We start from the raw sequence: 26,515 nt of genomic DNA, 5'->3' as shown, positions 1-26,515 counted from the left end.
TTTAGTCGTCATCTTCGTTTCCAAAAGGTTTGATAATTACTCCAACGCTAAATATAAAACCGTCTGTTGGTGCATATATTTCGGGAAATTCTGGATTGTCGTGTGGTGGCAAAACCAAAGGCGAGAACCTGCTTTGTCTTCTATCGGTAAAGTTTTCAAAATTCACAAAAGTTGTTCCCCATTTAAAATTTCGCATTGCCACAAAACCCATTGTTATGAAGTCGGTTGTTTCTGTTCCATTAGACAAAAATTGCTTTCCTGTGTAAAACGTTTCATAACCGATTCGCCATTTTTCAGATTCGTACATCAAAACACTTCCTGCGTTATGTTTTGCTGTCAAAGGTTTTTGAGGATTGCCAGCTAAATAGTTCAACCTTGTGTCAATGAGTGCATAATTTAGGAACCACCTAAAATCTTTATAGGTAAACTTGATGTTTGTTTCAGCACCTTTGCTCAAAATTTCATCTGTTGCATTCTCAAATTGGAAAAATCCATTATCAGTTGAATTTAACAGTAATGCATCATTAATCGCAGTTACATAAAACAGTTGATTAATAGAAAAACCAACAGTTTCAAATAAACGTGTTTGATAGTTGAAATCAAGATTTACACCATAAGAACGTTCCGCATTTAGTGAAGATTTATCAATACCAAGTACATTTCTAAAATTGATAAATTCCGCCTCTTCTGTAAAAATATCTGGAATTTTGTAACCTAATCCACCACCAATTCTGCTCGAAAATCCACTATCGTTTTTGTATAGCAATGAAACTCTTGGAAGCGGAAAGAATCCAAAATCAGTATTGTAATCTGCTCGTAATCCTGTTTCCAAAATCCAATTATCCGAAATGTCATAAATATTATTTACAAATGCTCCGAATGTTATGTCTGTTTGGTCACGTTGCAAAGTCACATTATTATTTTCATCAAAAGCAGAAGTATAGAGATTTGCACCAAAAATCCAATCTGTTTTATTGGCGGACTTTTGATAGTTTATTTCCGTGAATGTATTGGTTTGTTTACCATCAAAAACAAAATCGGGAATGGTTAGTTTTCTATCAAAGAATGAGATGCTGTTTTTAATATTTAATGAACTAACCGAATCTAATTGAGTTTCGTAAACCGCTTGACTGCTCAACCTTTTTGATAGATTTTCTTCGGTATATTGATGGATGCCATTTGCGCCACTTTCAATTTTTGTGATGTCGCCACCAATTCTGTCGTCATACGTTCCGTTTAAGCTAAACCAAAATGTTGTTTTTTCTGATGGATAATAAAAGAATTTTGGGTTGAAAGAAATAGATGTTGTTTGTGGTAAATTACTAAAGCCATCATCTTCTGGGTCGTAAGCCTTTTGATAATGACCTGAACCGTATAATGAAACTCCAAATTTTTCATTTCGTTTGCTATAAAATACATTAGCTGTACTTCCTAATGCTTGTGTTTGTGTCAACATAATATCCAAAGTTGGCTCTTCGTCAGGTGTTTTTGATACCATATTTATCAAACCTCCAATTGCTCCACCACCATAAAGTGTTGATGAACTTCCTTTAATGATTTCAAATTGTTTTAAGTCCAATGGCGGAATTTGCAGAATACTCAAACCGCTTGAAAATCCGCCATAAAGTGGAAATCCATCTCGTAAAAGTTGTGTGTAACGTCCATCAAGACCTTGAATTCTAATGTTGGTATTCGCACTACTTAAAGAAGTTTGTTGCATCTGTATTCCTGTACTTTCCCGAAGTACCATTGAAATATTGGTTGGGTTCATTACCGCTTTTTCGCCTAATTCTTCCGCTCCAATAAATTCAATTCGAGTTGGAATTTTTCTAACAGTTCGTGTACTTCTTGAAGATTGTATGACAACTTCGTCAAGTTCATTACCTCCAGATTCGAGCTTGAAAGCGAACTCCTTTTTTGTTCCAACATCAATAGTAGTTTCTATGGTTTTGAAGCCTATGTATGAAATTTTTATAATATGGTTTCCATTTGGGATTTCTGTAAATGTGGCAATTCCGTCAAAATCTGTTACTGCTCCTTTTTCTAATTCTTCAAAATAGACCGTAGCACCCAATAATGGTTCGTTGGTTTCTGCATCGCTAACAGAAATGGAAATATCGCTCGTCTGTGCGAAAGATATAATTGATACGAATAGAAATAATGTGTTTAAAAATATGTTTTTCATCTGCTTATTCTGGTTTAAAAGAATAATGCAAATGTATTTAGGATTTACTGCAACTCGATTGCAAAGATTACTTGTTGCAGTTGTCGCACAAGCCTTTTACGACCATATTTGCTTGTTGTAACTTAAAGTTTTCGGGAAGTTGAATTTTTGGAATAGGAACATCAAAAAGGCAGAATGTTTTATCGCAGTTTGTGCAATAAAAATGATAGTGCAAATCCTTTGGGTCGCAGTTACAGCCTTTGGCACAAACCGCATATTTGGTCATTCCAGAACCATCTTCAATGCTGTGGATGACTTTGTTTTCCTCAAATGTTTTGAGTGTTCTGAAAATCGAACTTCTGTCCATGTATGCCAATGCGTTTTCAATATCTTTTAAAGATTGGGCTTTTTCTTGGCTCAAAAGATGACGTAAAACCACAGTTCTGACTGCGGTGTTTTTCACTTTTTTTATTTTTAGGATTTCTTCTTCGGTTTGCATTTTCCTAATGTATCATTTTTTTCGAGCGTTGGCGAAAAACAGCTCTTTTATTTTTTTCAGCGGTGGCTTTTTGCGGTTGGAAAAAAATAAATGTGCTGTTTGTGCGGTTGGCTTTTTTAGTTCAAATGTTCAATTTTAGCACGGTTTTTTGCATTATGCACAACTAGTTTATATACGTAATAAAATTACTTATATATTCCTTTTACGGTAAGATATGCGGAACTTTTAGCAATTTTATTAACACTTTCAAATATAAAGAAATAAGATAAAAAAGTGCAACTTTTTTATCGGGACTACAAACGAAGCCTAATCGGTTGTCTTCCTTCTTCAGTAATAGGAGCAACTTTAAACAAGTTGACACACTTTATTGAATACTCCCCGTTAATCGGGCGCTAATATCACGGCATGCTCCGAAGACACCACGGCATGGGTCGCTGATATCACGGCGTGCTCCGCAGACACCGCGGCATGGGTCGCTAATATCACGGCATGCTCCGAAGATACCACGGCACGGGTCGCTGATATCACGGCGTGCTCCGTTGACACCGCGGCATGGGTCGCTGATATCACGGCGTGCTCCGCAGACACCACGGCACGGGTCGCTGATATCACGGCATGCTCCGAAGACACTACGGCATGGGTCGCTAATATCACGGCGTACTCCGTTGACACCACGGCACGGGTCGCTAATATCACGGCATGCTCCGCAGACACCGCGGCACGGGTCGCTGATATTACGGCGTGCTCCGCAGACACCGCGGCATGGGTCGCTAATATCACGGCATGCTCTCTGCTTTTACATCAGTACAGATTCAACCCAACATTCACTGTATACTTATTAGCGGACGTTGCCTTTGGCAGTAAAAAATAAACCTCATACCAACAAACCAAAAAAAGGCTGTATAGTATGAGGTTTCCCCTAAGTTATTAATTCGTTTAAAGTAACAACTATCGTGAATTATTTTTCAGTAGTTACTTTTTTAAAGCGCATCATGGTTACATCGTCCATTAATAAGTTTAGTTTTCCTTCTAAGTCAAAACTATACTTGTTTACTTTTTTAATGGTTTTTAAAAACTCTTGTTCTCCTTGTCCGCAGTACATCATAGTTGTTGGTCCTGGTTCTCCAAAAGAAATCGCATTTTCTTCTCCTAACGTAAATTCAGCAGCATAACCGTTACAACCATTATTTCCTGTAGCTTTCTTTGTTTCTTTATCAAACGTAAGTTGTGGCTTTTTATCAGGAAACAATCCTTCAAAAGCAATTCTAGGTCCAGAGATGTATTCTAGTTCCCAAGCGGTTCCGTATAATTGTTCAGCAGTATCTTTTTTAGCACAAGACACTGTAATTAATAGAATTACTGCGAATACAAATGATAGTTTTTTCATAATATGTAAGTTTAGTTATTAGTATTAAATTCAGTTGAGTTTTTTACTACAAATTTTCTTGATGCTTCACCATCTACCAATTTGTATGTAATTTGTCTGGTACCTCCTGTTGGGTTAGCATTAGAATCTTCTTCTTTATAAATAGGAAAACGTTGCGCTAAGGTTGTTTCAATAATGGTAAATTCATCGTGCCCCATATATCCCTTACTTAATTCTTTATTATCGGTAATAGGAGGGAAGTATATTTGACTCATCGATTTTTTATTGTTTACTGAAAATCCTATTACATTTCCGTAGCTTCCACTTCCGTCAGATTTTGTATAGATTAATATTTCTGGAGAACCATCAGAGTTTAAATCTTCAATTTCAGCATCAACAACACTACCATCAATTGTTTGAGTAACGGCAGAATTGTCAATTTCTAATCCGTAAGGAGTAACTGTTAATTCAGTTTCCATTCCATTTTTTTGAGTAGCAATGCTAAAACTAATTCCTTGTAAGGTTACATTTTTTCTAAAAATGGTTTTGTCTATCTGTGTTTGGTCAAGGTTTCCTTCAATTTTATGATAAGAACCTGCAAGACTTCCTCCACCTGAACAGTAAAAGTTTAATAAACCGTTATCTTCTTTGTTTGCCGTTGCAATAGAAATTTGTTTGTTTTTAAAAGAAAATACTACAGTCTTACCATTTATGTCAGTTGTATACGTGCTGTCATTTGCTTTTTTAGCAAGAGCGTCAAAAGTACAAGTAGGTTTTTTCTTGTCAGCACGTGAGCGAACAGCAATTTTTATATTGTCATTTGCGGCAGGTTTTACAGCAACTGAAACCCAATCGTACCCTTCGTTTCTTTTTTCATATTCTGAAGAAACGTAGTTTCCTGTAACATCAGTAATTGTAGCTACAGTTTCTTGTTTTGTGGTTTCTTGTGTATCTGTTTTTTTTGCTTCGTTTTTACAGCTAACGATGGCTAAAAATGCTATTACTAGTAGTGCTGAATTGGTAAGTTTTATCATGCTATTTTATGTTTTTTGCTTCTAAATAACAATAAATATACCATTAAAGATATGAAAAAACGTTTTAAGAAAACCTTAAGATTCTTGTTTTTTAGTAGGTTGATATTGTAGCGTATAGGTTTAATAACGTTTTTTGAGGGCATAAAAAAAGACCGCCAAAACCTAATTTGACGATCTTTTAAACAAACAACTAAATTCTAAAACCTATAAAAGTTGAAGAAAGTTTTAAAAAACTACCTATGCTTGTTAGCAACATTAGGTAGTTTTAATATGTTTAGAAGCAGTATTTATTTTCTGCTTTTAATTTTTCTGCGATTGTATTACGTAATTCAACTACGTTAGGGTAGTTTGCATACTTTGTAAAACGCTTAAGTCCCATTAACATCATACGTTGCTCATCACCTTCAGCGAAAGAAATAATTCCTTCTCTTGCACTTTTGGTAATAATTTCAACAGCATTGTGTAAGTATAACTTAGCCATTGCAATCTGTTCTTTTTGAGCCTCTTCACCAAAACGCTTCGCGTTCTTTTCTGTTCTTAAAATTCCAGATTCTGCCATATATATTTCAATTAAAATATTTGAAGCAGCAGTTAATAACTGTTGGTGTTGCTCTAACTCTGGTCCAAATTTTTGTAACGCAGCTCCTGCAACCATTAAGAATACTTTCTTAAGTTTAGCAAGAATTTCTTTTTCTTCTGAGAATAATTCAGAATAATCTGGAGTATCGAAAGAAGGAATTCCCATTAATTCGTTTTGAACTGCCATTGCAGGATTTAATAAATCTACATGACCTTTCATTGCTTTTTTAACTAACATTCCTACCGATAATAAACGGTTAATTTCGTTAGTTCCTTCGTAGATACGTGCAATACGAGCATCTCTCCAAGCAGACTCCATTGGAGTTTCTTCAGAGAATCCCATACCTCCAAAAATTTGGATTCCTTCATCAGCACAATTTTGTACGTCTTCTGAAACTGCTACTTTTAAGATAGAACATTCAATAGCGTATTCTTCAACACCTTTTAATTCTGCTTCTTGATGCGTGTTTCCTTCAGATTCACGAATAGCGATTCTGTCTTCAATATTTTTAGCTGCTCTATATGATGCAGACTCACCAACATAAGCGTTAGTAGCCATTTCAGCTAATTTCATTTTAATAGCTCCAAACTCAGCAATAGGAGTTTTAAATTGCTTACGCTCGTTTGCATAGTTTACAGCATGAGTTACAATTCTTCTTTGAGAATCTAAACAAGCAGCAGCTAACTTAATACGACCAACGTTTAAGGCGTTCATTGCGATTTTGAATCCACCACCACGAACAGATAACATGTTTTCAACAGGAACTAAGGTATCGTTGAAAAATACCTGACGAGTTGAAGAGGCACGAATACCTAATTTGTGTTCTTCTTCTCCTAAAGTTACTCCGTTAGGATTGTTTTTATCATATTCTAAGATAAAACCAGTAATGTTTTTATCGTCTTCGATACGAGCAAAAACGATGAAGATTTCAGCAAAACCTGCATTCGAAATCCACATTTTTTGTCCGTTAATTTTGTAGTGCTTTCCGTCTTCAGTTAACTCAGCAGTAGTTTTACCTGAGTTAGCATCCGATCCTGCTCCTGGTTCTGTTAAACAGTAAGCTCCAAAACGCTCTCCCATTGCTAAAGCAGGAACATATTTTTGCTTTTGCTCTTCAGTACCGTATAAAGTAATTGGCATGGTACCAATACCTGTGTGCGCACCAAAAGCTGTACTAAAAGATCCAGTTCCGCTTGAAATGTAATCACATGTTAACATGGTAGAAACGAATCCCATTCCTAATCCACCATAAGCTTCAGGAACAGCCACACCTAAAAATCCTAATTCACCAGCTTTACGCATAGTTTCTTCGGTAAGTGCATAATCTTTCTTTTCGAAACGTTCTTTATGAGGAATGATTTCACGGTCGTTAAATTCTTTAACCGCATCACGCATCATTGTTTGCTCTTCTGAAAAATCTTCAGGAGTAAATATATCTTCGCATTTTGTTTCTTTTACTAAGAACTGCCCTCCGCGTAAAAGATCTTTATTTAATTCTGACATAGTATATTAGATTTTAGTATTTAGTAGTGAGTATTGAGATACTAACTACTTTTATAATTTTGTTACTTATTTTTTAAAAGAGATGAGAAAATTCTCAATACTCAATACTTATATCTTAATTTTAATTTAAGAATTCAAAAATACCAGCAGCACCTTGACCAGTACCTACACACATGGTTACCATTCCGTATTTGTTATTCATGTTACGCTTACGCATTTCATCAAATAACTGAACAGATAGTTTACCACCAGTACATCCTAATGGGTGACCTAAAGCAATTGCTCCACCATTTACGTTAACGATATCCGGATTTAAACCTAATTCGCGAATAACAGCTAACGATTGTGAAGCAAACGCTTCATTTAGTTCAATTAATTCAATATCACTTTGTTGTAAACCTGCTTGTTTTAATGCTTTTGGAATTGCTGCTACAGGACCAATTCCCATAATACGAGGTGGTACTCCTGCTGCTGCATAACTTACTAAACGAGCTTCTGGTTCAATACCTAACTCTTTTACCATATCTTCACTCATTACCATTACGAAAGCAGCTCCATCACTTGTTTGTGATGAGTTACCAGCGGTAACAGAACCATTAGCTGCAAATACTGGACGTAATTTTGCTAAGGCTTCTACGCTAGTTCCACGACGTGGACCTTCGTCTTTAGTAACTGTATAATTTCTTGTAGCACGTTTTCCGTTTTCATCAATGTAAGTCTCTTCTACATCGATTGGAGCTATTTGATCTTGAAAACGATCACTATCTAACGCTTTTAAAGCTTTCATGTGCGATTCGTATGCAAATTGATCTTGATCTGCACGAGATACATTGTATTGTTGAGCTACTGCTTCTGCAGTATTACCCATTCCCCAATAGTAATCTTCGTGACCTGCATTTACGATATCGTAGTTTAATTCTGGTTTAAAACCTGTCATTGGTACAGAACTCATACTTTCTGCTCCACCAGCAATAATACATTCTGCCATTCCAGATTGAATTTTTGCTACAGCCATACCAATAGTTTCTAATCCTGATGAACAGAAACGGTTTACGGTAACTCCAGGAACATCCACAGAATCTAATCCGATTAACGAAATAATTCTTGCCATGTTTAACCCTTGAGAACCTTCTGGCATTGCGTTACCAACAATAACATCGTCGATACGCTTTACATCGAATTCTGGCAACTTACCCATCATATATTTGATGGTTTCAGCGGCTAATTCGTCAGCTCTTTTAAATCTGAACACGCCTTTTTTAGATTTCCCTACGGCGGTTCTATATCCTTTTACTATATATGCTGTTTTCATTTTATTTTTAGTATTGAGTATTGAGGTTTTAGTATTGAGTGAATGTTTAGGCGTTTAATTTTTGCTGAAAAACATAATTCATTTTCTGAATTTCAATACACAACTCAATAATGGGTTGTACTTTATCTTTATGTATTAGGTTCAATTCAATAACTAATAGTAATTGCGTTTGAAGTTCGTATGTAGAACCATTTGCAATACTCAAAAAGTGTTTGAATTCTTTTTGTGAATTTCTACCAGTTCCTTCTGCTATATTTGAAGGAATCGAAATAGCACTTCTCTTTATTTGAGATGTTAGTCCGAATTTTTCATCCGATGGTAATTCTGAAATAAGTAGATAGGTAGCTTTTGCTAACTTTATTGATTTTTGCCATATTTTTAAATCTTCTACTTTATGCATTTCTAACTACTTAATACTAATATCTCAATACTATTCGCAACTAGTTGCGAAGTGGTTTACCAGTTTTTAACATATGCTGAATACGCTCTAACGTTTTACGTTCTGTAGTTAAACTTAAGAAAGCTTCACGTTCAAGGTCTAATAAATACTGCTCAGTAACTTTTGTTGGTTCTGATAAATCTCCTCCAGCCATTACATAGGCTAGTTTGTTTGCAATTTTCTGATCGTGTTCAGAAATATATTTAGATGCTTCCATAGAATCTGTTCCTACTAAGAACATACCTAAGGCTTGCTTACCTAATACTAAAACATCTTTACGTTTTGCTGGTTGTGTATAACCTGCTTCTGCTAACAACACAGCGTGTTTTTTAGCTTCTGCTATCTGGCGGTCTTTGTTTACAACCACAACGTCTTTTCCTTTTTGTAGTAAGTTTAAGTCGTATGCTTCATAAGCTGAAGTAGCAACTTTTGCCATACCAATAGTTAAGAAGTGCTCTTGTAATACGTTTAATTGAACATCGCCAGTGTGGAATAGGTCCTGAGCTCTTAAAGCCATTTCTTTAGATCCACCACCACCAGGAATTACTCCAACTCCAAACTCTACTAATCCGATGTAGGTTTCAGCAGCAGCAACTACTTTATCAGCGTGTAATGATAACTCACATCCACCACCTAACGCCATTCCGTGAGGAGCAGCAATAGTTGGAATTGCAGAGTAACGCATACGCATCATTGTATCTTGGAAATACTTGATAGCCATGTTTAATTCATCATACTCTTGCTCAACAGCCATCATAAAAATCATTCCAATGTTGGCACCTACTGAGAAGTTTGCAGCTTGGTTACCAATAACTAATCCTTGGAAGTCTTTTTCAGCTAAATCAACTGCTTTATTTAATCCTGCTAAAACATCACCACCAATAGTGTTCATTTTAGACTGGAATTCACAGTTTAAGATACCGTCTCCTAAATCTTCAATAACAACTCCAGAGTTTTTGAATACCTCAGTAGTTTTACGAATGTTATCTAAGATGATAAATGAATCTTGTCCTGGTTTTTTAACTTGTGCTTTTGCAGGTACATCGTAGTAATATGTTGCACCGTCTTTAACTGTATAGAAAGATTTCTCTCCTTTAGCTAACATTTCTGTTACCCAAGCAGCTGGTTCTTTTCCTTCAGCTTTCATTAATTCGATACCTTTTTCAACTCCTACCGCATCCCAAATTTCGAAAGGACCATTTTCCCATCCGAAACCTGCTTTCATGGCATCGTCAATTCTATATAATTCGTCAGAAATTTCTGGAATTCTATTTTGAACGTACACAAACATTGCTGCGAAGTTCTTACGGTAAAATTCTCCCGCTTTATCTTTTCCGCCAACTAATACTTTGAATCGGTCAATTGGCTTATCGATTGTTTTTGTTAATTCTAACGTAGCGAATTTTGCTTTTTTAGACGGACGGTATTCCATCGTATCTAAATCTAATGCTAAAATTTCACGCTTTCCTTCAGCATTGGTTGTTTTTTTGTAAAAACCTTGCTTGGTTTTGTTACCTAACCACTTATTTTCCATCATTGTGTTGATGAAATCTGGTAACTTAAATAAATCGTGAGCTTCGTCGTTAGGGCAGTTTTCGTAGATTCCGTTAGCAACGTGTACTAAAGTATCTAATCCAACAACATCAACAGTACGGAAAGTAGCTGATTTTGGTCGTCCAATAACAGGACCAGTTAATTTATCAACTTCTTCAACTGTTAATCCTAATTCTTTTACTTGGTGAAATAAAGATTGGATTCCGAAGATACCAATACGGTTACCAATAAATGCTGGTGTATCTTTTGCTAGTACTGAAGTTTTTCCTAAGAATTTAGAACCATAATCCATTAAGAAGTCAGTAACTTCTTGTTTACAGTCTGGTCCTGGAACAACTTCAAATAATTTTAAATAACGAGGAGGGTTAAAAAAGTGAGTTACCGCAAAGTGCTTACGAAAATCTTCACTACGTCCTTCGTTCATAAACTTAATAGGAATACCCGAAGTGTTGGTAGAAATAATTGTACCAGGTGTACGGTATTTTTCAACTTGTTCAAAAACACTTTGTTTAATGTCTAAGCGTTCAACAACTACTTCCATAATCCAATCTACATCTTTTACTTTGTGTAAATCGTCTTCAAGGTTTCCAGTAGTAATTCTATCTGCAAATTTTTTATTGTAGATAGGTGATGGTTTCGATTTTAACGAAGCAGTCAAAGCATCATTTACCAAACGGTTACGAACTACTTTGTCTTCTAAGGTTAATCCTTTTGCCTTTTCTTTGTCGTTAAGCTCTCTTGGAACGATGTCCAAAAGCAATACTTCAACGCCAATGTTAGCAAAATGACATGCAATACCTGATCCCATGATACCAGAACCGATAATTGCTACTTTTTTAATTCTTCTTGCCATTTGTTTGTTGGTTTGTTTTATACAGCTTTATTGTCAATATCGTCTTCGTATATTAACTTATCTGTAATTAGTTTGTTTATTGTTGTTGTTACTTTAAAAAAGCTATCTAGCTCTTCTTCAGTAATATGTTCTCTTACCTTATTATTGAATTGGTATACGTGTCCTTTTGAAACTTCGCGCATTTCTTTACCGTATTCGGTAAGTTTTAAAATAACGCTTCTACCATCATTTGGATTTTTCTCGCGACATATAACTCCCTTATCTTCCATAGTTTTTAATAAACGAGAAAGACTTGTAGGTTCCATTCCCATTAACGGACCCAATGCAGTTGAAGGGGTACCGTTTTCAGAATCGATATTCAACAAAGCAAAAGCCGTGGCCATTGTGCTATCGTGCTTTGCAGCTTGCTCGTTGTACATTTTTGCAACGGCTTGCCACGTGGCTCTTAATTGGTGATCTATTGATTTATCCTTGTCCATGGATGCCAAATATATAAAATTTTATTATGCATGCATAGTATTTTGCAAAAAAGTTATGCATGCATAATAAAATTAACAAAAAATTAATCTTGTAACGTTTGGAGAGAACCGTATACTAATTGAGTATAAAAATATGTAAGTTTGTCACTGCTGTTTTTCAATAAGCGGTAATTAATCAACTATAAAATCTATGAACAATTTATTAGAAATTAACAATGTGGTAAAGCGTTATGGCGATTATACTGCGTTAAATAATGTGTCAATGCACATACCTAAAGGAAGTGTTTTTGGTTTGTTAGGTCCTAATGGCGCAGGAAAAACCTCGCTTATTAGAATTATCAATCAAATTACAATGCCTGATGCAGGTGAAATTATATTAGATGGAGAAAAGTTAGCTCCAAACCATATAGAGCATATAGGTTACTTACCAGAAGAAAGAGGGTTGTATAAGAGTATGAAGGTAGGAGAGCAGGCATTATACCTTGCTCAATTAAAAGGGTTGAGTAAATCGGAAGCAAAAAAACGATTAAAATATTGGTTTGATAAATTTGATATTGGTGCTTGGTGGAATAAAAAGATTGAAGAGTTATCTAAAGGAATGGCGCAGAAGGTACAGTTTATAGTAACGGTACTGCATCAGCCTAAATTATTAATTTTTGATGAGCCTTTTTCTGGTTTCGATCCTATTAATGCGCAATTAATAGCAAAGGAAATTTTAAAGTTGAGAGATGAAGGAGCTACCATTATTTTTTCTACCCATAGAATGGAGTCTGTTGAGGAAATGTGTGATTATATAGCGTTGATTAACAAGTCGAATAAAATTTTAGATGGTAAGTTAGAAGATATTAAAAAGGAGTTTAGAACAAATACTTTTCAGGTTGGATTAGCTACTTCTAATTCAAAAGAAGTGGAGCAAAAGCTAAAAGAAAACTTTGAGGTTTTACCAGCAGATTTTAAATTGTTAAATGAAGGGTTAAAGTTAAATGTAAAACTTACTAACGGAAGCTCTCCAAACGATTTACTATCGTATTTAACCAACCAAGGTCAAGTACAGCATTTTGTAGAGTTAGTGCCAAGTGCTAATGATATTTTTATTCAAGCAATCCATAAAAACAGTTAAGCAATGAAAAGATTACGATTAATTATAGAACGCGAGTTTATTGCTAAGGTTAGAAATAAGTCGTTTATCGTTATGACTTTTTTAAGTCCACTGTTAATGATTGGTATGGGGGCTTTAGTATTTTTCTTAATGAAGAAGAACGATGAAAAGGTTAAGAAGATAGTATATGTTGATGAGTCTGGAATGTTCTCTAAAGATGTTTTTAAAGATTCAAAAACAGTAAAGTACGAGGATTTTACTTCTTTAGGAATAGAAGATTCTAAAAAGAAAGTTGAAGAAGGTGATTATTACGGGGCTTTATATATACCAAAACAAGATAGTTTAGAAGTGTTGGCAAAATCGATTGAGTTTTTCTCAAAAGATTCACCAAGTATGTCTATCATGGAAAGTTTAGAAGATAAAATTGATAAGGAGTTGCGTCATAAAAAACTAACAAGCTTCGGAATTGATATTGCACACATTGAAGAGTCTAAAATTTCATCAGAAATAAAAATGTTGAACTTCTCTGGTGAGAAATCATCAAAGTTAATCAACGGGTTAAAAATTGGTATGGGAGCTATTGCAGGATATTTGTTAATGATGTTTGTAATGATTTATGGTACATCGGTAATGCGTAGCGTAATTGAAGAAAAAACAAGTAGAATTATTGAGGTAATTGTTTCTTCAGTAAAACCTTTCCAATTAATGTTAGGAAAGATTATTGGAAATGCATCAGCTGGATTGTTACAATTCTTTATTTGGGGAATTTTGTTTTTAGTGTTTAGCCTAGTAGCATCTTCTTTCTTTGGAGTTGATATGATGGAAATGCAGTCGGCAAAAGTATCACCAGAACAAATGGAAGCTATTCAGCAAACAGCAACCAATAAAGGTGAAATGATTGTGCAAGAAATTTTTAGGTTGCCTTTAGTAAAAATGTTCTTCTTATTTATTTTCTATTTCTTAGGAGGGTATATGCTCTATAGTTCGTTGTTTGCGGCTGTAGGTGCAGCAGTAGATAACGAAACGGATACGCAACAATTTATGATGCCTATTATGTTACCGCTAATTTTAGCAGTATATGTAGGTTTTGCAACGGTAATTAATGATCCTCACGGACCAGTATCAGTAATATTCTCATATATACCATTTACGTCGCCAATCGTTATGTTAATGAGAATTCCATTTGGAGTAGCTTGGTGGGAAATAGCAATCTCTATGTTACTATTAATTCTTACTTTTATGGTTATTGTATGGATTGCTGCTAAAATTTATCGCGTGGGTATTTTAATGTATGGTAAAAAGCCAACGTATAAAGACTTATGGAAGTGGATTCGTTATAATGGATAATTAAATCTTTATGAAATTGACTTAATAAATTTTATTTTAAAGAGTTTAATAGTGAAACGAATCTGATGAATAAAAACAATAAGAACTAGTAGATGAAAGAATTAATAAAAGAAGTTACCGATTTTCTAAACCTTAGAATTCCTCTAGGGGGTAAAGAAATAGATATCACAATAAAGACAGTTTTGTTCTTGATACTAGGTTTAATTCTTGTGAAAATTTTACTGAAGTACTTAAAAAAACTAGCTAAAAGTAAACTGGAACAAGAGGACAAGAATAAGTTTGATACTATTTTCTCTTTTACCAGCTGGTTAGCTTATGTAGTTGTCTTTTCAATAGCTTTAAGTTCAGCAGGAGTTAATTTGAGTGCAATTTTAGTAGCGTCTTCAGCTTTATTAATTGGTATTGGTTTAGCATTACAGACCTTTTTTCAAGACATAATTTCTGGAATTTTCATTATTCTTGATAAAAGTGTTCATGTTGGTGATATTATAGAGTTAGATGACAAAGTTGGTAGAGTAGAGGAAATAAAACTAAGAACCACTAGAGCTGTTACTATTGATAACAAAGTATTGGTAATACCTAATCATAAATATTTATCAAACAGTTTATATAACTGGACGCAAAATGGTACTACAACAAGAGAAAGTGTTACAGTAGGAGTGGCATACGGAAGTGATGTAGCTTTGGTAAAAAAGTTGTTAATGCAAGCGGCTAGTGAACATTCAAAAGTGTATCAACATCCTGCTCCTTTAGTGCTTTTTGAAAATTTTGGAGATAGCTCATTGGACTTTAAATTGATTTTTACATTAAACGATAGTTTTCAAGCAGCTATACCTAAAAGTGACATACGATTTAGAATAGACGAACTGTTTAGAGAACACAATATTAGTATCCCATTTCCTCAAAGAGATATACATATTATTAAAGAGTAAAGACGAAAAGAAAAAAGAATTAAGACGGTGGGAAAGCATAATTTTAAAAAACCCAAAATTTGGGTTTATTCAATGAAGCTTTGTGATAAGGTTTTTAAGATTACAAAAGAGTTTCCAAAAGAAGAAGTATATTCTTTAACATCTCAGATAAATAGATCAGTAATTTCTATCCCGTCGAATATTGCAGAAGGGTCAAGTAGAAGTTCAAATAAAGAGTTTAAAAGGTTTTTAGAAATTGCACTTGGCTCGCTTTTTGAATTGCAAACACAAATAGTTCTTTCTTATTATAAAGAATACATCAATAAAGTAACGTTAATAGGTTTAGAAGACGAAATAGAAGAACTTCAAAAAATGATTTCGGGATTTAAGAATTCATTAAACTAGTCTTTTTTCTTTTGGTCTTACATCTAAAAGTCTAAAATATGAGTAAAATATTAATAATAGAAGATGAAGCTGCAATTCGCAGGGTATTAAAAAAAATTATTTCTGAAGAGAATGATTCCTATGAAGTAGAAGAAGCTGAAGATGGTTTACAAGGAATTGAAATGATAAAGAAAACTGATTATGATTTAGTTTTATGTGATATTAAGATGCCTAAAATGGATGGTGTTGAGGTATTGGAAAAAGCCAGAAAATTAAAACCAGAAATACCAATGGTAATGATTTCTGGTCATGGTGATTTAGATACGGCAGTAAATACTATGCGTTTAGGAGCCTTTGATTATATTTCTAAACCGCCAGATTTAAATCGTTTACTTAACACAGTAAGAAACGCTTTAGATAAAAAGGAGTTGGTAGTAGAAAATAAGCGTTTGAAAAAGAAAGTGAGTAAGAATTATGAAATGATTGGAGAAAGTGATGCCATTACTCATATTAAAGATATTATTGAAAAAGTATCTGCTACAGATGCTAGAGTTTTAATTACTGGCCCAAATGGAACAGGAAAAGAATTAGTAGCGCATTGGTTACACGAAAAATCTGAACGATCTAAGGCTTCAATGGTTGAGGTGAATTGTGCAGCTATTCCTTCTGAGTTAATAGAAAGTGAGCTTTTTGGACATGTAAAAGGAAGTTTTACAGGGGCTAATAAAGATAGAGCAGGGAAGTTTGAAGCAGCAAATGGAGGAACTATTTTCTTAGATGAAATAGGAGATATGAGTTTGTCGGCACAAGCAAAAGTATTACGAGCATTACAAGAAAACCGTATTCAAAGAGTAGGGTCTGATAAAGATATAAAAGTAAATGTACGTGTAGTTGCTGCAACAAATAAAGATTTAAAGAAGGAGATTGAAGAAGGACGTTTCCGTGAAGATTTATATCACCGTTTAGCAGTGATTTTAATTAAAGTCCCTGCTTTAAACGATAGAAGAGAAGATATTCCGTTATTAGTAGATTTCTTCGCGAAGAAAATTTCTGAAGAACAAGGAATGTCAAAGAAAGGCTTCTCAGAAGATGCTATTAAGTTATTACAAGAATATGATTGGACAGGGAATATTCGTGAGTTACGAAATGTAGTTGAGCGATTACTTATTTTAGGAGAAAAAGAAGTTTCTAAAAATGACGTGAAACTATTTGCGAGTAAATAACATTACTAGGTAATAAATAAAAAAGAAGAGCATTTTGCTCTTCTTTTTTTATGATTTAGTTTTTAAATTATGCTAAATCATACCTGTCAGCATTCATTACTTTAGTCCAAGCGGCTACAAAATCTTTTACAAATTTTTCTTTGTTATCATCTTGTGCATATACTTCAGCATACGAACGTAAAATTGAATTTGAGCCAAATATTAAATCAGCTCTTGTAGCCGTCCATTTAGTACTTCCAGTTTTACGGTCAACAATATTGTATAAGTTTTCACCAGCAGGCTTCCATGAGTATTTCATATCAGTAAGGTTTACAAAGAAGTCATTACTCAATATACCTTCATTATCTGTAAATACACCATGTTTGGTACCTCCATGGTTGGTTCCTAGTACACGCATTCCTCCAACTAAAACAGTCATTTCAGGAGCGGTTAAACCCATAAGCTGTGTTCTATCTAATAATAACTCTTCAGGTTTTACTACATAATCTTTCTTTTGCCAGTTTCTGTATCCGTCATGTAAAGGCTCTAAAACATCAAAAGATTCAGCATCTGTCATTTCAGTGGTTGCATCACCTCTTCCAGGAGTAAAAGGAACTTTAATGTTGACACCACCTTCTTGAGCAGCTTTTTCAATAGCAGCACTACCTCCTAACACAATTAAGTCAGCAATACTTACTTTTTTACTTAGTCCTGATTGAATCTCAGTAAGCTTATCTAGTACCTTCTTTAATCTTGTTGGTTCGTTTCCTTCCCAGTCTTTTTGAGGAGCTAAACGAATACGAGCTCCATTAGCACCACCTCTAAAGTCAGATTCTCTATAAGTTCTAGCACTATCCCAAGCAGTATTTATAAGTTCAGTACGAGAAAGTCCACTATTTAATAGTTTTTCTTTCAATTCTTCAATTTCACTGTCATTTAAAGTATAGTCAACAGTAGGAACAGGATCTTGCCAGATAAGTGTTTCTGCTGGAGCATCAGCACCTAAATAACGTGTATTAGGTCCTAAATCACGATGTGTTAATTTAAACCAAGCACGAGCAAATGTATCAGCAAAATACTCAGGGTCTTTATAGAATTTTTCAGATATTTTTCTGTATTCAGGATCCATTTTCATCGCCATATCCGCATCAGTCATGATAGGGTTTCTTTTGATGTTCGGGTTGTGAGCATCTACAGGCTTGTCAGTTTCATCCATACTAACAGGCTCCCATTGCCATGCTCCTGCAGGACTCTTTTTTGATTCCCATTCATGATTCAGTAATAAATGGAAGTATGTGTTATTCCATCTATCAGGTGTTGTTGTCCATGCACCTTCTAAACCACTAGTTACTGTATGTTCAGCATTTCCACTTCCTTTAGGATTCATCCAACCAAAACCTTGGTTGTGAATTTCTGCTCCTTCAGGACTTTGACCTAAAGCATCAGCATCACCGTTACCGTGAGCCTTTCCTACGGTATGTCCACCAGCAGTTAAAGCAACAGTTTCTTCATCGTTCATTGCCATTCGCTTAAAAGTCTCTCTAACATCTTGTGCAGTTCTTAACGGATCAGGTTTTCCGTCTACACCTTCAGGGTTTACATAAATTAATCCCATTTGAACGGCAGCAAGAGGGTTTTCAAGTGACTCACGGTCATTGTCACTTCCGTATCTATTTTTGGTAGGAGCCAACCATTCTTTTTCAGTACCCCAATAAATATCTTTTTCAGGGTGCCAAATATCTTCGCGTCCTCCTGCAAAACCAAATGTTTTGAATCCCATAGACTCATAAGCCATATTACCTGCTAAAATAATAAGGTCTGCCCAAGATAGTTTGTTTCCGTATTTTTTCTTGATAGGCCATAATAGTCGTCTAGCTTTGTCTAAGTTACCATTATCTGGCCAGCTATTTAATGGAGCGAAACGTTGGTTTCCTGTATTACTACCACCTCTACCGTCTGCAACTCTATAAGTACCTGCAGCATGCCATGCCATACGAATCATTAAACCACCATAATGTCCCCAGTCGGCAGGCCACCAATCTTGGCTATCAGTCATTAAGTCTTTTAGGTCGTTTTTAACAGCTTCTAAATCTAATTTTTTAAATTCTTCAGCATAATTAAAACTTTCTCCTAAAGGATTGGTTTTAGTGTCATGTTGATGTAGGATGTCTAAATTCAATGATTTAGGCCACCACTCCATAACGTTGTCATGTATTTCAGTATTAGCGCCTTGAGAAAAAGGACACTTTCCATTTTTACTAGAAGAGTGTGAGTGTAAATCTTTCATATTTATATTTTTTTCAGGTTAGAATACGTTCAAATTTACAATAAAACCATGGATAATTTTTATCTATATTTTTTATTTTGGTATAATATATTTTTATTGTGTGTTTTTTTTGTTCTGTAAGTTGTTGGCTTTTAAAATGGTATTTGCTTTATTGATTTTGTTAATTAGAAAGTATTGATAATTCTTATAATGTAATAAAAAAATATTTTTAGATTCACTCTTTTAATGATAAGAAACGAAATACATTTGTGCTCGTAAAAAATTATTAATCAATAAAAAATTATAAAATGGCTACAGCAGTAGGAAAAAAATTCCCAAGTTTAAACGTAGATGCAATGAATGAAATGGGTGATACGTTTAAATTAAATGTATTAGAAGAAGCAGTTAAAAACAAGAAAAAAGTGTTGTTATTTTGGTATCCGAAAGACTTTACTTTCGTTTGTCCAACTGAGTTACACGCTTTTCAAGCTGCATTACCAGAATTTGAAAAAAGAAATACTATTGTAATTGGAGCTTCTTGTGATACTCCTGAAGTACACTTTGCTTGGTTAAGCCAATCAAAAGACAACGGAGGTATTGAAGGTGTTACTTATCCATTATTAGCTGATAGTAATCGTAATTTGTCATCTATTTTAGGTATCTTAGACATCTCTAACGAAACTTACGATGAAGCTACAGGAACTGTACAAGTTGAAGGTGATAACGTAACGTATAGAGCTACATATTTAATTGATGAAGAAGGAACTGTATTCCATGAAGGAATCAACCACATGCCAGTAGGTCGTAACGTAAACGAATATTTACGTTTAGTTGATGCTTACACTCACGTACAAGAAAAAGGTGAGGTTTGTCCAGCAAACTGGGAAGAAGGTAAAGAAGCAATGCAAGCAAATGCTAAAGCTACTGCAGAGTACTTAGCAGCAATCTAAAATATAATTTAAGAAAGGAAACAAGTTCGTGTGAGATAAGTGAAGGGGTCGAGCACGAGCTCCTTTCGAAATTGATAATATTAAGAAACTATGGTACAAGAATTGAGTCAAGACAATTTATCAGAGGTTGTTGCAGGTAATAAAAAAGTAGTAGTACAGTTTTCAGCTACTTGGTGTGGTAACTGTCGTATTATGAAACCTAAATTTAAAAAATTATCTTCTGAAAATGAAGATATGGTTTTTGTAATAGCTGACGCAGAGAAGTTTCCAGAAAGTAGAAAACTTGCAGATGTAAGTAACTTACCTACTTTTGCTACTTTTATTGATGGTAAATTTGTAAATCAAACTCAAACTAACAAGTTTGATGTGTTGAAAGATTTAGTAAACGAAGTAGCTTAATTATGAAATTACCTGTAATTAAACACTTAACTTCATTTATTGAAGAAAACGATCAAGACTACGTACTAGAAACTATTGAAACTCTTGAAGCTTTAACTGAGGTTCCATCGTTAAAAGACGAAGAATTAGACGTAATAGGAGAGTTGATCTCTAATATGTACGGAGCAATTGAAGTTGATAAAATGATAAAAGACGGAACACCTAAAAAAGAAGCGTTAAATAACTTTATGAAACGCGTTTTAGGTTCAATTGACCAATAGTTTTTAGAAAGACATTTTATAGGATCCCAGTTAACTGTTAACTGGGATTTTTTATTTTTAAGAGTGATTAAATTTTGTTGGAAAATTTGAAGCTAAAATACTTTTTAGTTTATCTGAAGTTAAAGGTTTTGATTGAAACTCATTTATTTGATTAATAGATTTAGCTTTTTCTCTGTCATTAGGATCTAAAGATGTAGTAAGCATAATAACAATCTTTTTAGCTTGTCGATTTTTATCAAACTTTTTATACTCTTCCAAGAAATCCCACCCATTCATTTTAGGCATATTAATATCTAAAAAGATAAGTTCTGGATGAGGGGAGTTGTCTTCAATTTTAGATTTTAAATATACAAGAGCTTCTTCAGCACTTTGTTTACATACAACATGTTCAGTACAGTTTTCTTTTTCTATAATTAACTTATGAAGAAAGTTGGTTGCAGGATCGTCATCGATTAATAAAATAGTGTGTAGTTTTTTCATAATTATTGGTTTGGTATTGTAAAGAAAAAGGTACTACCTTTTCCTAGTTTAGACTTAACTCCGATTTCTCCTCCATGCATTCCTACTATCTTATGGCAATGTGCAAGACCAATTCCGGTACCTTCATATTCATTTTCTGAATGTAGGCGTTGAAAGATTGAAAAAATCTTTTTTTGAAATTGCTCAGGTATTCCAATACCATTGTCTTTTACATAGAATTTCCATGCATGGTCTTTCTTTTTTGCTCTAATTGAAACTTCAGGAGGAATATCTTTTTTAGAAAATTTTATAGCATTACTAATAAGGTTCTGAAATAATAACCTAAGTTCTGTTGGATAAGCGTCAATAATGGGTAAATCACTATATTCTACAGTTGCTTTGTTTTGTTTAATGCTACTGTTTAAGTCTTCTATAATATCACTAACCAGAAGATTACAGTTTACTTTAGATATTTCTCTTTGACGACCTAACCTAGAATAATCTAATAAGTTTTTAATTAAACTACTCATTCTACTAGTTGCTTTTTTTATAAAAAGAAAAAGTTGTTTAGCATTGTCGTCTAATTGATTGTTGTATTCTTCATAAAGTATGTCAGAAAAAGCAGCAATAGTTCTTAAAGGTTCTTGTAAATCATGAGAAGTAATATAGCTAAATTGCTCTAACTCTTGATTTTTTTGCTCTAAGGTTTTTACATATTTAGAAGCAAGTAATTCTTCGGCTTCTTTACGCTTTGTAATATCTAATTGAATAGCCATATACTCTCTAATATAGTCAGTTCTTTTCTTCAAAGGAACAATGGCAGTTTCTGTCCAATACAACGAACCGTCTTTAGCTCTATTTTTTACTTCTCCAAACCATGGTTTTCCTGAGGACACTGTTAACCAAGCTTCTGTAAAAAATGAGTCTGGATGGTAATCTGAACGAACAATTTCATTTGTGTGCCCTAGGATTTCTTCTCTAGAATATTTAGAAATTTCACAAAACTTATCGTTTACATATTTAATAAATGTGTTTTCATCTGTAATAGCAACAATAGCTATTTTATCTAAAGCTTCTTTAAACTGTAATAATTCTGAGTTTTTATGAATTAGACTCTTTTCTAATACCCTTCTTAGATAGTCAGATTTATTTAACCCTATAGATATAATGTAAGTATATAAAAAACCAGAAAGAATAAGTACTAAAGTGTATACAATGATACCAGACTGTGCTCCAATAATATTTTCATTTATTAGGGTTAACATTAAAAAGCTCAAGAAAAAAGGAATAAGAATAATAAAAGGTAGTAGTCTTTGAAGAGATTTGCTACCATCGCTGTTTCCTAAAATAGTTTCTTTAAATCCAATGTTATACGATTTAAATACTAATAAGAATGAAATAAAAATAAAAGATACTGCTGTTTGGATAGACATGGTTCTGAAGAAACCAATTTTTGATTCCATAGGGATTCCTAAAATAAAATAAAGGATACTAATTAACGAAACAACAGAGGTTACAAGGGCAACATGTTGAGTAGTGGCTATATAAGCTCTATTGGTTGATTTTAGACCTGTAAGTCCAATAGAAAAGAAAATAAAACATACTGCTGTAGCTTCAGACATTCTTCCTGGGTTAACTGCTGTAAAAGTATCTTTTACAAATAGGTTGTCTATATGTAAGTTAATCCTAAAAATATATTCTATAAGAGTTAAAGTACTAATAAATAGTATGGTGTATGTTAGAATAAAGAAAGGTTTTCTGTATTCGCGTTGTTTTATTCTACAAATAATTAAACTTATTATAGATAGAAAAAATAATAAGGCAGTATTAAACTTAGTTGTAGCCCCATTTTTATTAATTGTAAATACGAGTTGTTTATGAAAAAACCACTCGAGCATAGTCAAAAGACTAAAAAATAAAACTAAATATGTGAACAAGTAACTTATGTACTTAAGTTTTTGTGATTTCATGTAGTGAGGGACTCTGTAAGTAGGTTAATTATTGTTTTTAGAAAAGCAAGATAGCATTCTCTCATACTCAATAATGCTTTCGTGATAATTATCTATAACTGAATTTATAAGCAGTTTTATTCGTTTAATATCTTTTGATTGTGAGCTTAATTCTTCAATTTCAATAAGTAAATTTTTAGATTTTAGCCCCATAATGGTAAAGGAAGACTTTAAAAAATGAGCAACTTCTTTAATTAAAGTAAAATCTTCTTCATCACTAGCTTTTTTTAAAGTAGCAATTTTCTTTTTACTTTCTGTTAAGAAGACAGAAATCATTTCAACATACAAGTCAATATCATCAGAAAGATTCCTATTTAGAAAATCTAAATCAACAATTTCGCTATGAAAACAATTGTTTTTTAACATGGGGGACAGTTTTTTAAACACAGTTTTATTACAGATAATTAAGTAGTTAAACTAGCATATTTTTGTTATATTTGAGTATTAAGTGTGATTTTTCTATAAAATTAGTAAAAAAAGTATGTAAATAATAATTTAATGAGCAAGGAAAAGAAAATTGTTATAGCTGAGGATAACTCAGTGTTTTTATTATTAATTAAATTGAAATTAGAAAAGGAAGGTTATGAGTTGTTTGTTGCTGAAGATGGAAAAAAGGCAATTGAACTCATAGAAGCTCATCAACCTGATTTGATTTTAACAGATATAATGATGGATTACCTTTCTGGTTTGGAAGTTATAAGTCATGTTAGAAATGTATTAAAAATGGATGTCCCTATTCTTGTTTTTTCGGCTTCAGGTCAAGAAGAAATGGTAACGCAAGCGTTTAATTTAGGTGCTAATGATTTTATGGTAAAACCATTAATGCCTAATGAGTTAGTGATAAGGGTAAAACGAATGCTTATGTAAAATAAACTTATCCCTCAACTTTATGGTCCCCCCTCAATTTATCGATTCTTTTTTAAAAGACCTTCCGTCTATTGCCAAAATAATCTGGATACTTGCTACAGTCTTCTTTTTTATTTTACTAAGTCTTGTCCTATTTTTAAAAGTGGTAAGATTTCGTTTGAGAAAAAAAGAAGCATTTGTTAAAAATCAAAGTGAGCAATATGAAATTTATATTGTAGATTACCTATATGCATGTGAAGATAGTAAAGAAGTAAACAGTACTCAGGAAAAGATTGTCTCACAAATAAAACTCAGTTTAACAACCAGTATAAACAGAAAAACATTTGTTAATACACTTTTAAAATTAAAAGGAGAAGTTTCTGGTAATATGATTGATATAATTAATCAGTTGTATAAAAAATTAGAGCTAGACACAAGAGCCTTATCTAAGCTAAAAAGTAGTAAATGGCATATAATAGCAATAGGAATTAGAGATTTAAGAAGGTTTAAAGTATTAGAAGCTCAAAATGAAGTAGCGAAGTGTATTAATCATTCTAAAATGGAGGTTCGTAGACAAGCCTATTTATACTTTATAAATTTATTTGGTTTTAAAGGACTTGATTTTTTAGATAACTTAAAGTCATCAATTTCCGTTTGGGATCGAATAGGAATTTTAGACGCATTACAAGGAATAAAATCTCAAGAAACCCCCGATGCTGGTAAGTGGTTAAACTCTAAAAATGATTATGTTGTATTATTAGCTCTTGAATTAGTAAGAGTTTATAATTTAAGGGGAACAAAAGAAGAACTACTACAGCTAATACAGCATAAAAATAGTGAGATTCGTCTTAAAACAATAAATGTTTTAAACTACTTGTATATAACAGAAGCAAAAGAATTGCTAATTAATACTTATGAAACTTTATCGGTAAAAGAACAAATAGCTGTATTTAAGTTGTTGGAAAATATGGGAGCAAAAGAAGAAGAGCCTTTTGTTTTAAAATATGTTACCAGTAACGTTTTTGAAATTAAAGTTTTAGCCCTAAAAATTTTAAAACAAATAGACTCCCCTAAATTTATAGGTATTAAAAATGAAATAAGTAGGCTAGGGAATTTTAAGGTTATTGATTTTTTAGAAAATACTCAGTAAAAAAAGAAAACTATGGATACTTCAAGTGTTGCATATTACATATTGTTAATCATTCACTTTTTATTTTTAGGATACTCGTTTTTGGTTTTAATATCCTATGGAATACTGGCTGTTTACTCTAGAAAAGAAACAATTTCATATTTACGAAAAAATAGCTTTGTTAATTACAAAGAAATCTTATCATCAAGGTTAGCACCAGGGATTTCAATAATTGCTCCAGCCTATAATGAAAGTTTAAATATTGTAGAAAATGTAAGATCATTGCTTTCTACTCACTATGCAGATTATGATGTAATTATAGTTAACGATGGAAGTACAGACGATAGTTTAGAAAAGTTAATTAAAGCTTACAATTTAGAGAAGGTAGAATACCTAATTAATGAACGTATCAAAACAAAACAAATAAGGGCAGGAGTTTTTAAATCAAAAAACCCAGCCTTTGAAAGACTTATTGTAGTAGATAAAGAAAATGGAGGAAAAGCAGATGCCCTTAATGTAGGGCTAAACATTAGTAAAAATGATTATGTGGCTTGTATTGATGTAGATTGCCTGCTGATGGAAGACTCGCTACAAAAAATGATTAAGCCTTTTTTAGAATATACAGATAGAAAAGTAATTGCATCTGGAGGAGTTATAAGAATAGCTAACTCATGTATTATAAAAAATGGGAAATTAATAGATATTAACTACCCAAAAGTAACTTTGGTTAGATTACAGATACTAGAATACTTACGATCTTTTTTATTGGGTAGAATGGCATGGAGTAAATTAAATGGATTGTTGGTAATTTCAGGAGCGTTTGGAATGTTTGATAAAAACATAGCCATTAAAGTAGGCGGATATAGTACAGAAACAGTTGGAGAAGATATGGAAATTGTTGTTCGAATGCGTAGGTACATGGAAGAGCAAAACAAAAAATATAAAGTAGCATATATTCCAGACCCTTTATGTTGGACGGAAGCTCCAGAAAGTTATAGAACATTTATATCACAACGAAATAGATGGACAAGAGGAACAATTGAAACATTAAAAACACACAGAGTAATAGGATTCAACCCAAAATATAGAGTTTTAGGAATGTTAAGTTTTCCTTATTGGTTTCTTTTTGAGCGACTAGCGCCTATAATTGAAGTATTAGGAATTATATATTTTACAGTTTTACTTTTTATAGGAAGTGTTCACTGGAATTACGTACTTGGATTTTTCTTGGTAGCCTATTTTTCTTCAGTAATTTACACCTTATTAGCAATTTTTTCAGAAGAATTTAGCTTTCATCAATATAAAAAAAAGGGAGTAGGCTTTCAGTTAATAAAGTCAGCATTTATAGAACCATTTCTTTTGCATCCAGTAGTCTTATATGCAGCGCTAAAAGGAAATAAAGACTACTATTTTAATAAAAAGCTTAAATGGGGAAAAATGACTAGAAAAGGATTGAGTAACAAGTAATAAA

The 26,515-nt window shown here is 33.2% G+C and carries 24 protein-coding genes; 11 read left to right on the top strand and 13 right to left on the bottom strand.

Annotated elements, in window-relative coordinates:
* Position 1: 1 nt before the first annotated feature.
* The 9 genes from VCM48_RS06545 to VCM48_RS06505 all read right to left on the bottom strand — a co-directional run bounded on the left by VCM48_RS06545 (position 2) and on the right by VCM48_RS06505 (position 11,783).
* Positions 2 to 2,185 carry a TonB-dependent receptor gene (locus VCM48_RS06545; RefSeq protein WP_173359715.1) on the bottom strand — a complete coding sequence of 728 codons (2,184 nt, stop codon included), beginning with the start codon at positions 2,183 to 2,185 and terminating at the stop codon, positions 2 to 4.
* A gap of 67 nt (positions 2,186 to 2,252) precedes the next feature.
* Positions 2,253 to 2,663: a Fur family transcriptional regulator gene (locus tag VCM48_RS06540; protein ID WP_073184592.1), complete on the bottom strand. Its 411-nt coding sequence runs from the start codon at positions 2,661 to 2,663 to the stop codon at positions 2,253 to 2,255.
* Between the two features lie 958 nt (positions 2,664 to 3,621).
* Complete coding sequence (locus tag VCM48_RS06535; protein WP_253057081.1) at positions 3,622 to 4,050, bottom strand: META domain-containing protein; 429 nt, start codon at positions 4,048 to 4,050, stop codon at positions 3,622 to 3,624.
* An 11-nt stretch (positions 4,051 to 4,061) separates the two neighbouring features.
* Positions 4,062 to 5,063 carry a PliI family lysozyme inhibitor of I-type lysozyme gene (locus VCM48_RS06530; RefSeq protein ID WP_253057080.1) on the bottom strand — a complete coding sequence of 334 codons (1,002 nt, stop codon included), beginning with the start codon at positions 5,061 to 5,063 and terminating at the stop codon, positions 4,062 to 4,064.
* A gap of 274 nt (positions 5,064 to 5,337) precedes the next feature.
* A complete protein-coding gene (locus VCM48_RS06525) occupies positions 5,338 to 7,146 on the bottom strand; it encodes an acyl-CoA dehydrogenase family protein (RefSeq protein WP_482272044.1) in 1,809 nt (602 codons plus the stop codon).
* A gap of 121 nt (positions 7,147 to 7,267) precedes the next feature.
* A complete protein-coding gene (locus VCM48_RS06520) occupies positions 7,268 to 8,458 on the bottom strand; it encodes an acetyl-CoA C-acyltransferase (RefSeq protein WP_482272043.1) in 1,191 nt (396 codons plus the stop codon).
* Positions 8,459 to 8,504: 46 nt separating this feature from the next.
* Positions 8,505 to 8,858, bottom strand: a complete 354-nt coding sequence (locus VCM48_RS06515; RefSeq protein ID WP_482272042.1) for a four helix bundle protein — start codon at positions 8,856 to 8,858, stop codon at positions 8,505 to 8,507.
* Positions 8,859 to 8,898: 40 nt separating this feature from the next.
* Positions 8,899 to 11,304 (bottom strand): 3-hydroxyacyl-CoA dehydrogenase/enoyl-CoA hydratase family protein, encoded by a 2,406-nt coding sequence (locus tag VCM48_RS06510; protein WP_482272041.1) that lies wholly within the window; start codon positions 11,302 to 11,304, stop codon positions 8,899 to 8,901.
* 17 nt (positions 11,305 to 11,321) lie between these two features.
* Positions 11,322 to 11,783: a MarR family winged helix-turn-helix transcriptional regulator gene (locus VCM48_RS06505; RefSeq protein ID WP_121148237.1), complete on the bottom strand. Its 462-nt coding sequence runs from the start codon at positions 11,781 to 11,783 to the stop codon at positions 11,322 to 11,324.
* Between the two features lie 190 nt (positions 11,784 to 11,973).
* On the opposite strand from VCM48_RS06505, the gene VCM48_RS06500 reads away from it, so the two are divergent.
* The 5 genes from VCM48_RS06500 to VCM48_RS06480 all read left to right on the top strand — a co-directional run bounded on the left by VCM48_RS06500 (position 11,974) and on the right by VCM48_RS06480 (position 16,747).
* Positions 11,974 to 12,903 (top strand): ABC transporter ATP-binding protein, encoded by a 930-nt coding sequence (locus tag VCM48_RS06500; RefSeq protein WP_482272040.1) that lies wholly within the window; start codon positions 11,974 to 11,976, stop codon positions 12,901 to 12,903.
* Positions 12,904 to 12,906: 3 nt separating this feature from the next.
* On the top strand, positions 12,907 to 14,229 hold the full coding sequence (locus VCM48_RS06495) for an ABC transporter permease (protein ID WP_482272039.1): 1,323 nt from the start codon (positions 12,907 to 12,909) through the stop codon (positions 14,227 to 14,229).
* 92 nt (positions 14,230 to 14,321) lie between these two features.
* On the top strand, positions 14,322 to 15,161 hold the full coding sequence (locus VCM48_RS06490) for a mechanosensitive ion channel family protein (RefSeq protein WP_099214023.1): 840 nt from the start codon (positions 14,322 to 14,324) through the stop codon (positions 15,159 to 15,161).
* Between the two features lie 27 nt (positions 15,162 to 15,188).
* The gene (locus VCM48_RS06485; RefSeq protein WP_482272038.1) at positions 15,189 to 15,545 is read left to right on the top strand and encodes a four helix bundle protein; all 357 of its coding nucleotides are present in this window, start codon (positions 15,189 to 15,191) and stop codon (positions 15,543 to 15,545) included.
* 38 nt (positions 15,546 to 15,583) lie between these two features.
* On the top strand, positions 15,584 to 16,747 hold the full coding sequence (locus VCM48_RS06480; RefSeq protein WP_440122412.1) for a sigma-54-dependent transcriptional regulator: 1,164 nt from the start codon (positions 15,584 to 15,586) through the stop codon (positions 16,745 to 16,747).
* A 67-nt stretch (positions 16,748 to 16,814) separates the two neighbouring features.
* Here VCM48_RS06480 and katG read toward each other — a convergent pair whose 3' ends face one another.
* The gene (gene katG / locus VCM48_RS06475; RefSeq protein ID WP_482272037.1) at positions 16,815 to 19,013 is read right to left on the bottom strand and encodes a catalase/peroxidase HPI; all 2,199 of its coding nucleotides are present in this window, start codon (positions 19,011 to 19,013) and stop codon (positions 16,815 to 16,817) included.
* Positions 19,014 to 19,300: 287 nt separating this feature from the next.
* Here katG and VCM48_RS06470 point away from each other — a divergent pair, with 287 nt between their 5' ends.
* The 3 genes from VCM48_RS06470 to VCM48_RS06460 all read left to right on the top strand — a co-directional run bounded on the left by VCM48_RS06470 (position 19,301) and on the right by VCM48_RS06460 (position 20,601).
* A complete protein-coding gene (locus VCM48_RS06470) occupies positions 19,301 to 19,942 on the top strand; it encodes a peroxiredoxin (protein WP_099214026.1) in 642 nt (213 codons plus the stop codon).
* A 90-nt stretch (positions 19,943 to 20,032) separates the two neighbouring features.
* Entirely contained in the window at positions 20,033 to 20,341 is a 309-nt protein-coding gene (locus VCM48_RS06465; RefSeq protein WP_099214027.1) for a thioredoxin family protein, read from the top strand.
* Positions 20,342 to 20,343: 2 nt separating this feature from the next.
* A complete protein-coding gene (locus tag VCM48_RS06460) occupies positions 20,344 to 20,601 on the top strand; it encodes a DUF6952 family protein (protein ID WP_028892839.1) in 258 nt (85 codons plus the stop codon).
* A gap of 57 nt (positions 20,602 to 20,658) precedes the next feature.
* Here the strand turns inward: VCM48_RS06460 and VCM48_RS06455 are convergent, their stop codons facing one another.
* The 3 genes from VCM48_RS06455 to VCM48_RS06445 all read right to left on the bottom strand — a co-directional run bounded on the left by VCM48_RS06455 (position 20,659) and on the right by VCM48_RS06445 (position 23,435).
* Positions 20,659 to 21,081, bottom strand: a complete 423-nt coding sequence (locus tag VCM48_RS06455; protein WP_482272036.1) for a response regulator — start codon at positions 21,079 to 21,081, stop codon at positions 20,659 to 20,661.
* A gap of 2 nt (positions 21,082 to 21,083) precedes the next feature.
* Positions 21,084 to 22,958, bottom strand: coding sequence for a sensor histidine kinase (locus tag VCM48_RS06450; RefSeq protein WP_482272035.1), 1,875 nt, complete (start codon positions 22,956 to 22,958; stop codon positions 21,084 to 21,086).
* Between the two features lie 96 nt (positions 22,959 to 23,054).
* Complete coding sequence (locus VCM48_RS06445; protein WP_274640382.1) at positions 23,055 to 23,435, bottom strand: Hpt domain-containing protein; 381 nt, start codon at positions 23,433 to 23,435, stop codon at positions 23,055 to 23,057.
* Positions 23,436 to 23,567: 132 nt separating this feature from the next.
* Here VCM48_RS06445 and VCM48_RS06440 point away from each other — a divergent pair, with 132 nt between their 5' ends.
* The 3 genes from VCM48_RS06440 to VCM48_RS06430 all read left to right on the top strand — a co-directional run bounded on the left by VCM48_RS06440 (position 23,568) and on the right by VCM48_RS06430 (position 26,511).
* Positions 23,568 to 23,936, top strand: coding sequence for a response regulator (locus tag VCM48_RS06440; RefSeq protein WP_274640381.1), 369 nt, complete (start codon positions 23,568 to 23,570; stop codon positions 23,934 to 23,936).
* A 157-nt stretch (positions 23,937 to 24,093) separates the two neighbouring features.
* On the top strand, positions 24,094 to 25,065 hold the full coding sequence (locus tag VCM48_RS06435) for a HEAT repeat domain-containing protein (RefSeq protein ID WP_482272034.1): 972 nt from the start codon (positions 24,094 to 24,096) through the stop codon (positions 25,063 to 25,065).
* Positions 25,066 to 25,077: 12 nt separating this feature from the next.
* A complete protein-coding gene (locus VCM48_RS06430; protein WP_482272033.1) occupies positions 25,078 to 26,511 on the top strand; it encodes a glycosyltransferase family 2 protein in 1,434 nt (477 codons plus the stop codon).
* The last annotated feature ends 4 nt before the right edge of the window (positions 26,512 to 26,515 follow it).

This window comes from Tenacibaculum sp. DPLXC6 (assembly GCF_056815515.1).
Note: the sequence above shows the minus strand (reverse complement) of the source record. Positions and strands in the feature narration are given on the sequence as shown.

Excerpts from the sequence above, each read along its gene's own strand:
- VCM48_RS06450 (WP_482272035.1), bottom strand. The coding sequence starts at position 22,958 with ATGCTCGAGTGGTTTTTTCATAAACAACTCGTATTTACAATTAATAAA.
- VCM48_RS06430 (WP_482272033.1), top strand. The coding sequence starts at position 25,078 with ATGGATACTTCAAGTGTTGCATATTACATATTGTTAATCATTCACTTT.
- VCM48_RS06525 (WP_482272044.1), bottom strand. The coding sequence starts at position 7,146 with ATGTCAGAATTAAATAAAGATCTTTTACGCGGAGGGCAGTTCTTAGTA.
- VCM48_RS06540 (WP_073184592.1), bottom strand. The coding sequence starts at position 2,663 with ATGCAAACCGAAGAAGAAATCCTAAAAATAAAAAAAGTGAAAAACACC.
- VCM48_RS06515 (WP_482272042.1), bottom strand. The coding sequence starts at position 8,858 with ATGCATAAAGTAGAAGATTTAAAAATATGGCAAAAATCAATAAAGTTA.
- VCM48_RS06480 (WP_440122412.1), top strand. The coding sequence starts at position 15,584 with ATGAGTAAAATATTAATAATAGAAGATGAAGCTGCAATTCGCAGGGTA.
- VCM48_RS06520 (WP_482272043.1), bottom strand. The coding sequence starts at position 8,458 with ATGAAAACAGCATATATAGTAAAAGGATATAGAACCGCCGTAGGGAAA.
- VCM48_RS06545 (WP_173359715.1), bottom strand. The coding sequence starts at position 2,185 with ATGAAAAACATATTTTTAAACACATTATTTCTATTCGTATCAATTATA.
- VCM48_RS06455 (WP_482272036.1), bottom strand. The coding sequence starts at position 21,081 with ATGAAAAAACTACACACTATTTTATTAATCGATGACGATCCTGCAACC.
- katG (WP_482272037.1), bottom strand. The coding sequence starts at position 19,013 with ATGAAAGATTTACACTCACACTCTTCTAGTAAAAATGGAAAGTGTCCT.
- VCM48_RS06505 (WP_121148237.1), bottom strand. The coding sequence starts at position 11,783 with ATGGACAAGGATAAATCAATAGATCACCAATTAAGAGCCACGTGGCAA.
- VCM48_RS06445 (WP_274640382.1), bottom strand. The coding sequence starts at position 23,435 with ATGTTAAAAAACAATTGTTTTCATAGCGAAATTGTTGATTTAGATTTT.
- VCM48_RS06510 (WP_482272041.1), bottom strand. The coding sequence starts at position 11,304 with ATGGCAAGAAGAATTAAAAAAGTAGCAATTATCGGTTCTGGTATCATG.
- VCM48_RS06490 (WP_099214023.1), top strand. The coding sequence starts at position 14,322 with ATGAAAGAATTAATAAAAGAAGTTACCGATTTTCTAAACCTTAGAATT.
- VCM48_RS06440 (WP_274640381.1), top strand. The coding sequence starts at position 23,568 with ATGAGCAAGGAAAAGAAAATTGTTATAGCTGAGGATAACTCAGTGTTT.
- VCM48_RS06460 (WP_028892839.1), top strand. The coding sequence starts at position 20,344 with ATGAAATTACCTGTAATTAAACACTTAACTTCATTTATTGAAGAAAAC.
- VCM48_RS06470 (WP_099214026.1), top strand. The coding sequence starts at position 19,301 with ATGGCTACAGCAGTAGGAAAAAAATTCCCAAGTTTAAACGTAGATGCA.
- VCM48_RS06530 (WP_253057080.1), bottom strand. The coding sequence starts at position 5,063 with ATGATAAAACTTACCAATTCAGCACTACTAGTAATAGCATTTTTAGCC.
- VCM48_RS06535 (WP_253057081.1), bottom strand. The coding sequence starts at position 4,050 with ATGAAAAAACTATCATTTGTATTCGCAGTAATTCTATTAATTACAGTG.
- VCM48_RS06500 (WP_482272040.1), top strand. The coding sequence starts at position 11,974 with ATGAACAATTTATTAGAAATTAACAATGTGGTAAAGCGTTATGGCGAT.
- VCM48_RS06495 (WP_482272039.1), top strand. The coding sequence starts at position 12,907 with ATGAAAAGATTACGATTAATTATAGAACGCGAGTTTATTGCTAAGGTT.
- VCM48_RS06465 (WP_099214027.1), top strand. The coding sequence starts at position 20,033 with ATGGTACAAGAATTGAGTCAAGACAATTTATCAGAGGTTGTTGCAGGT.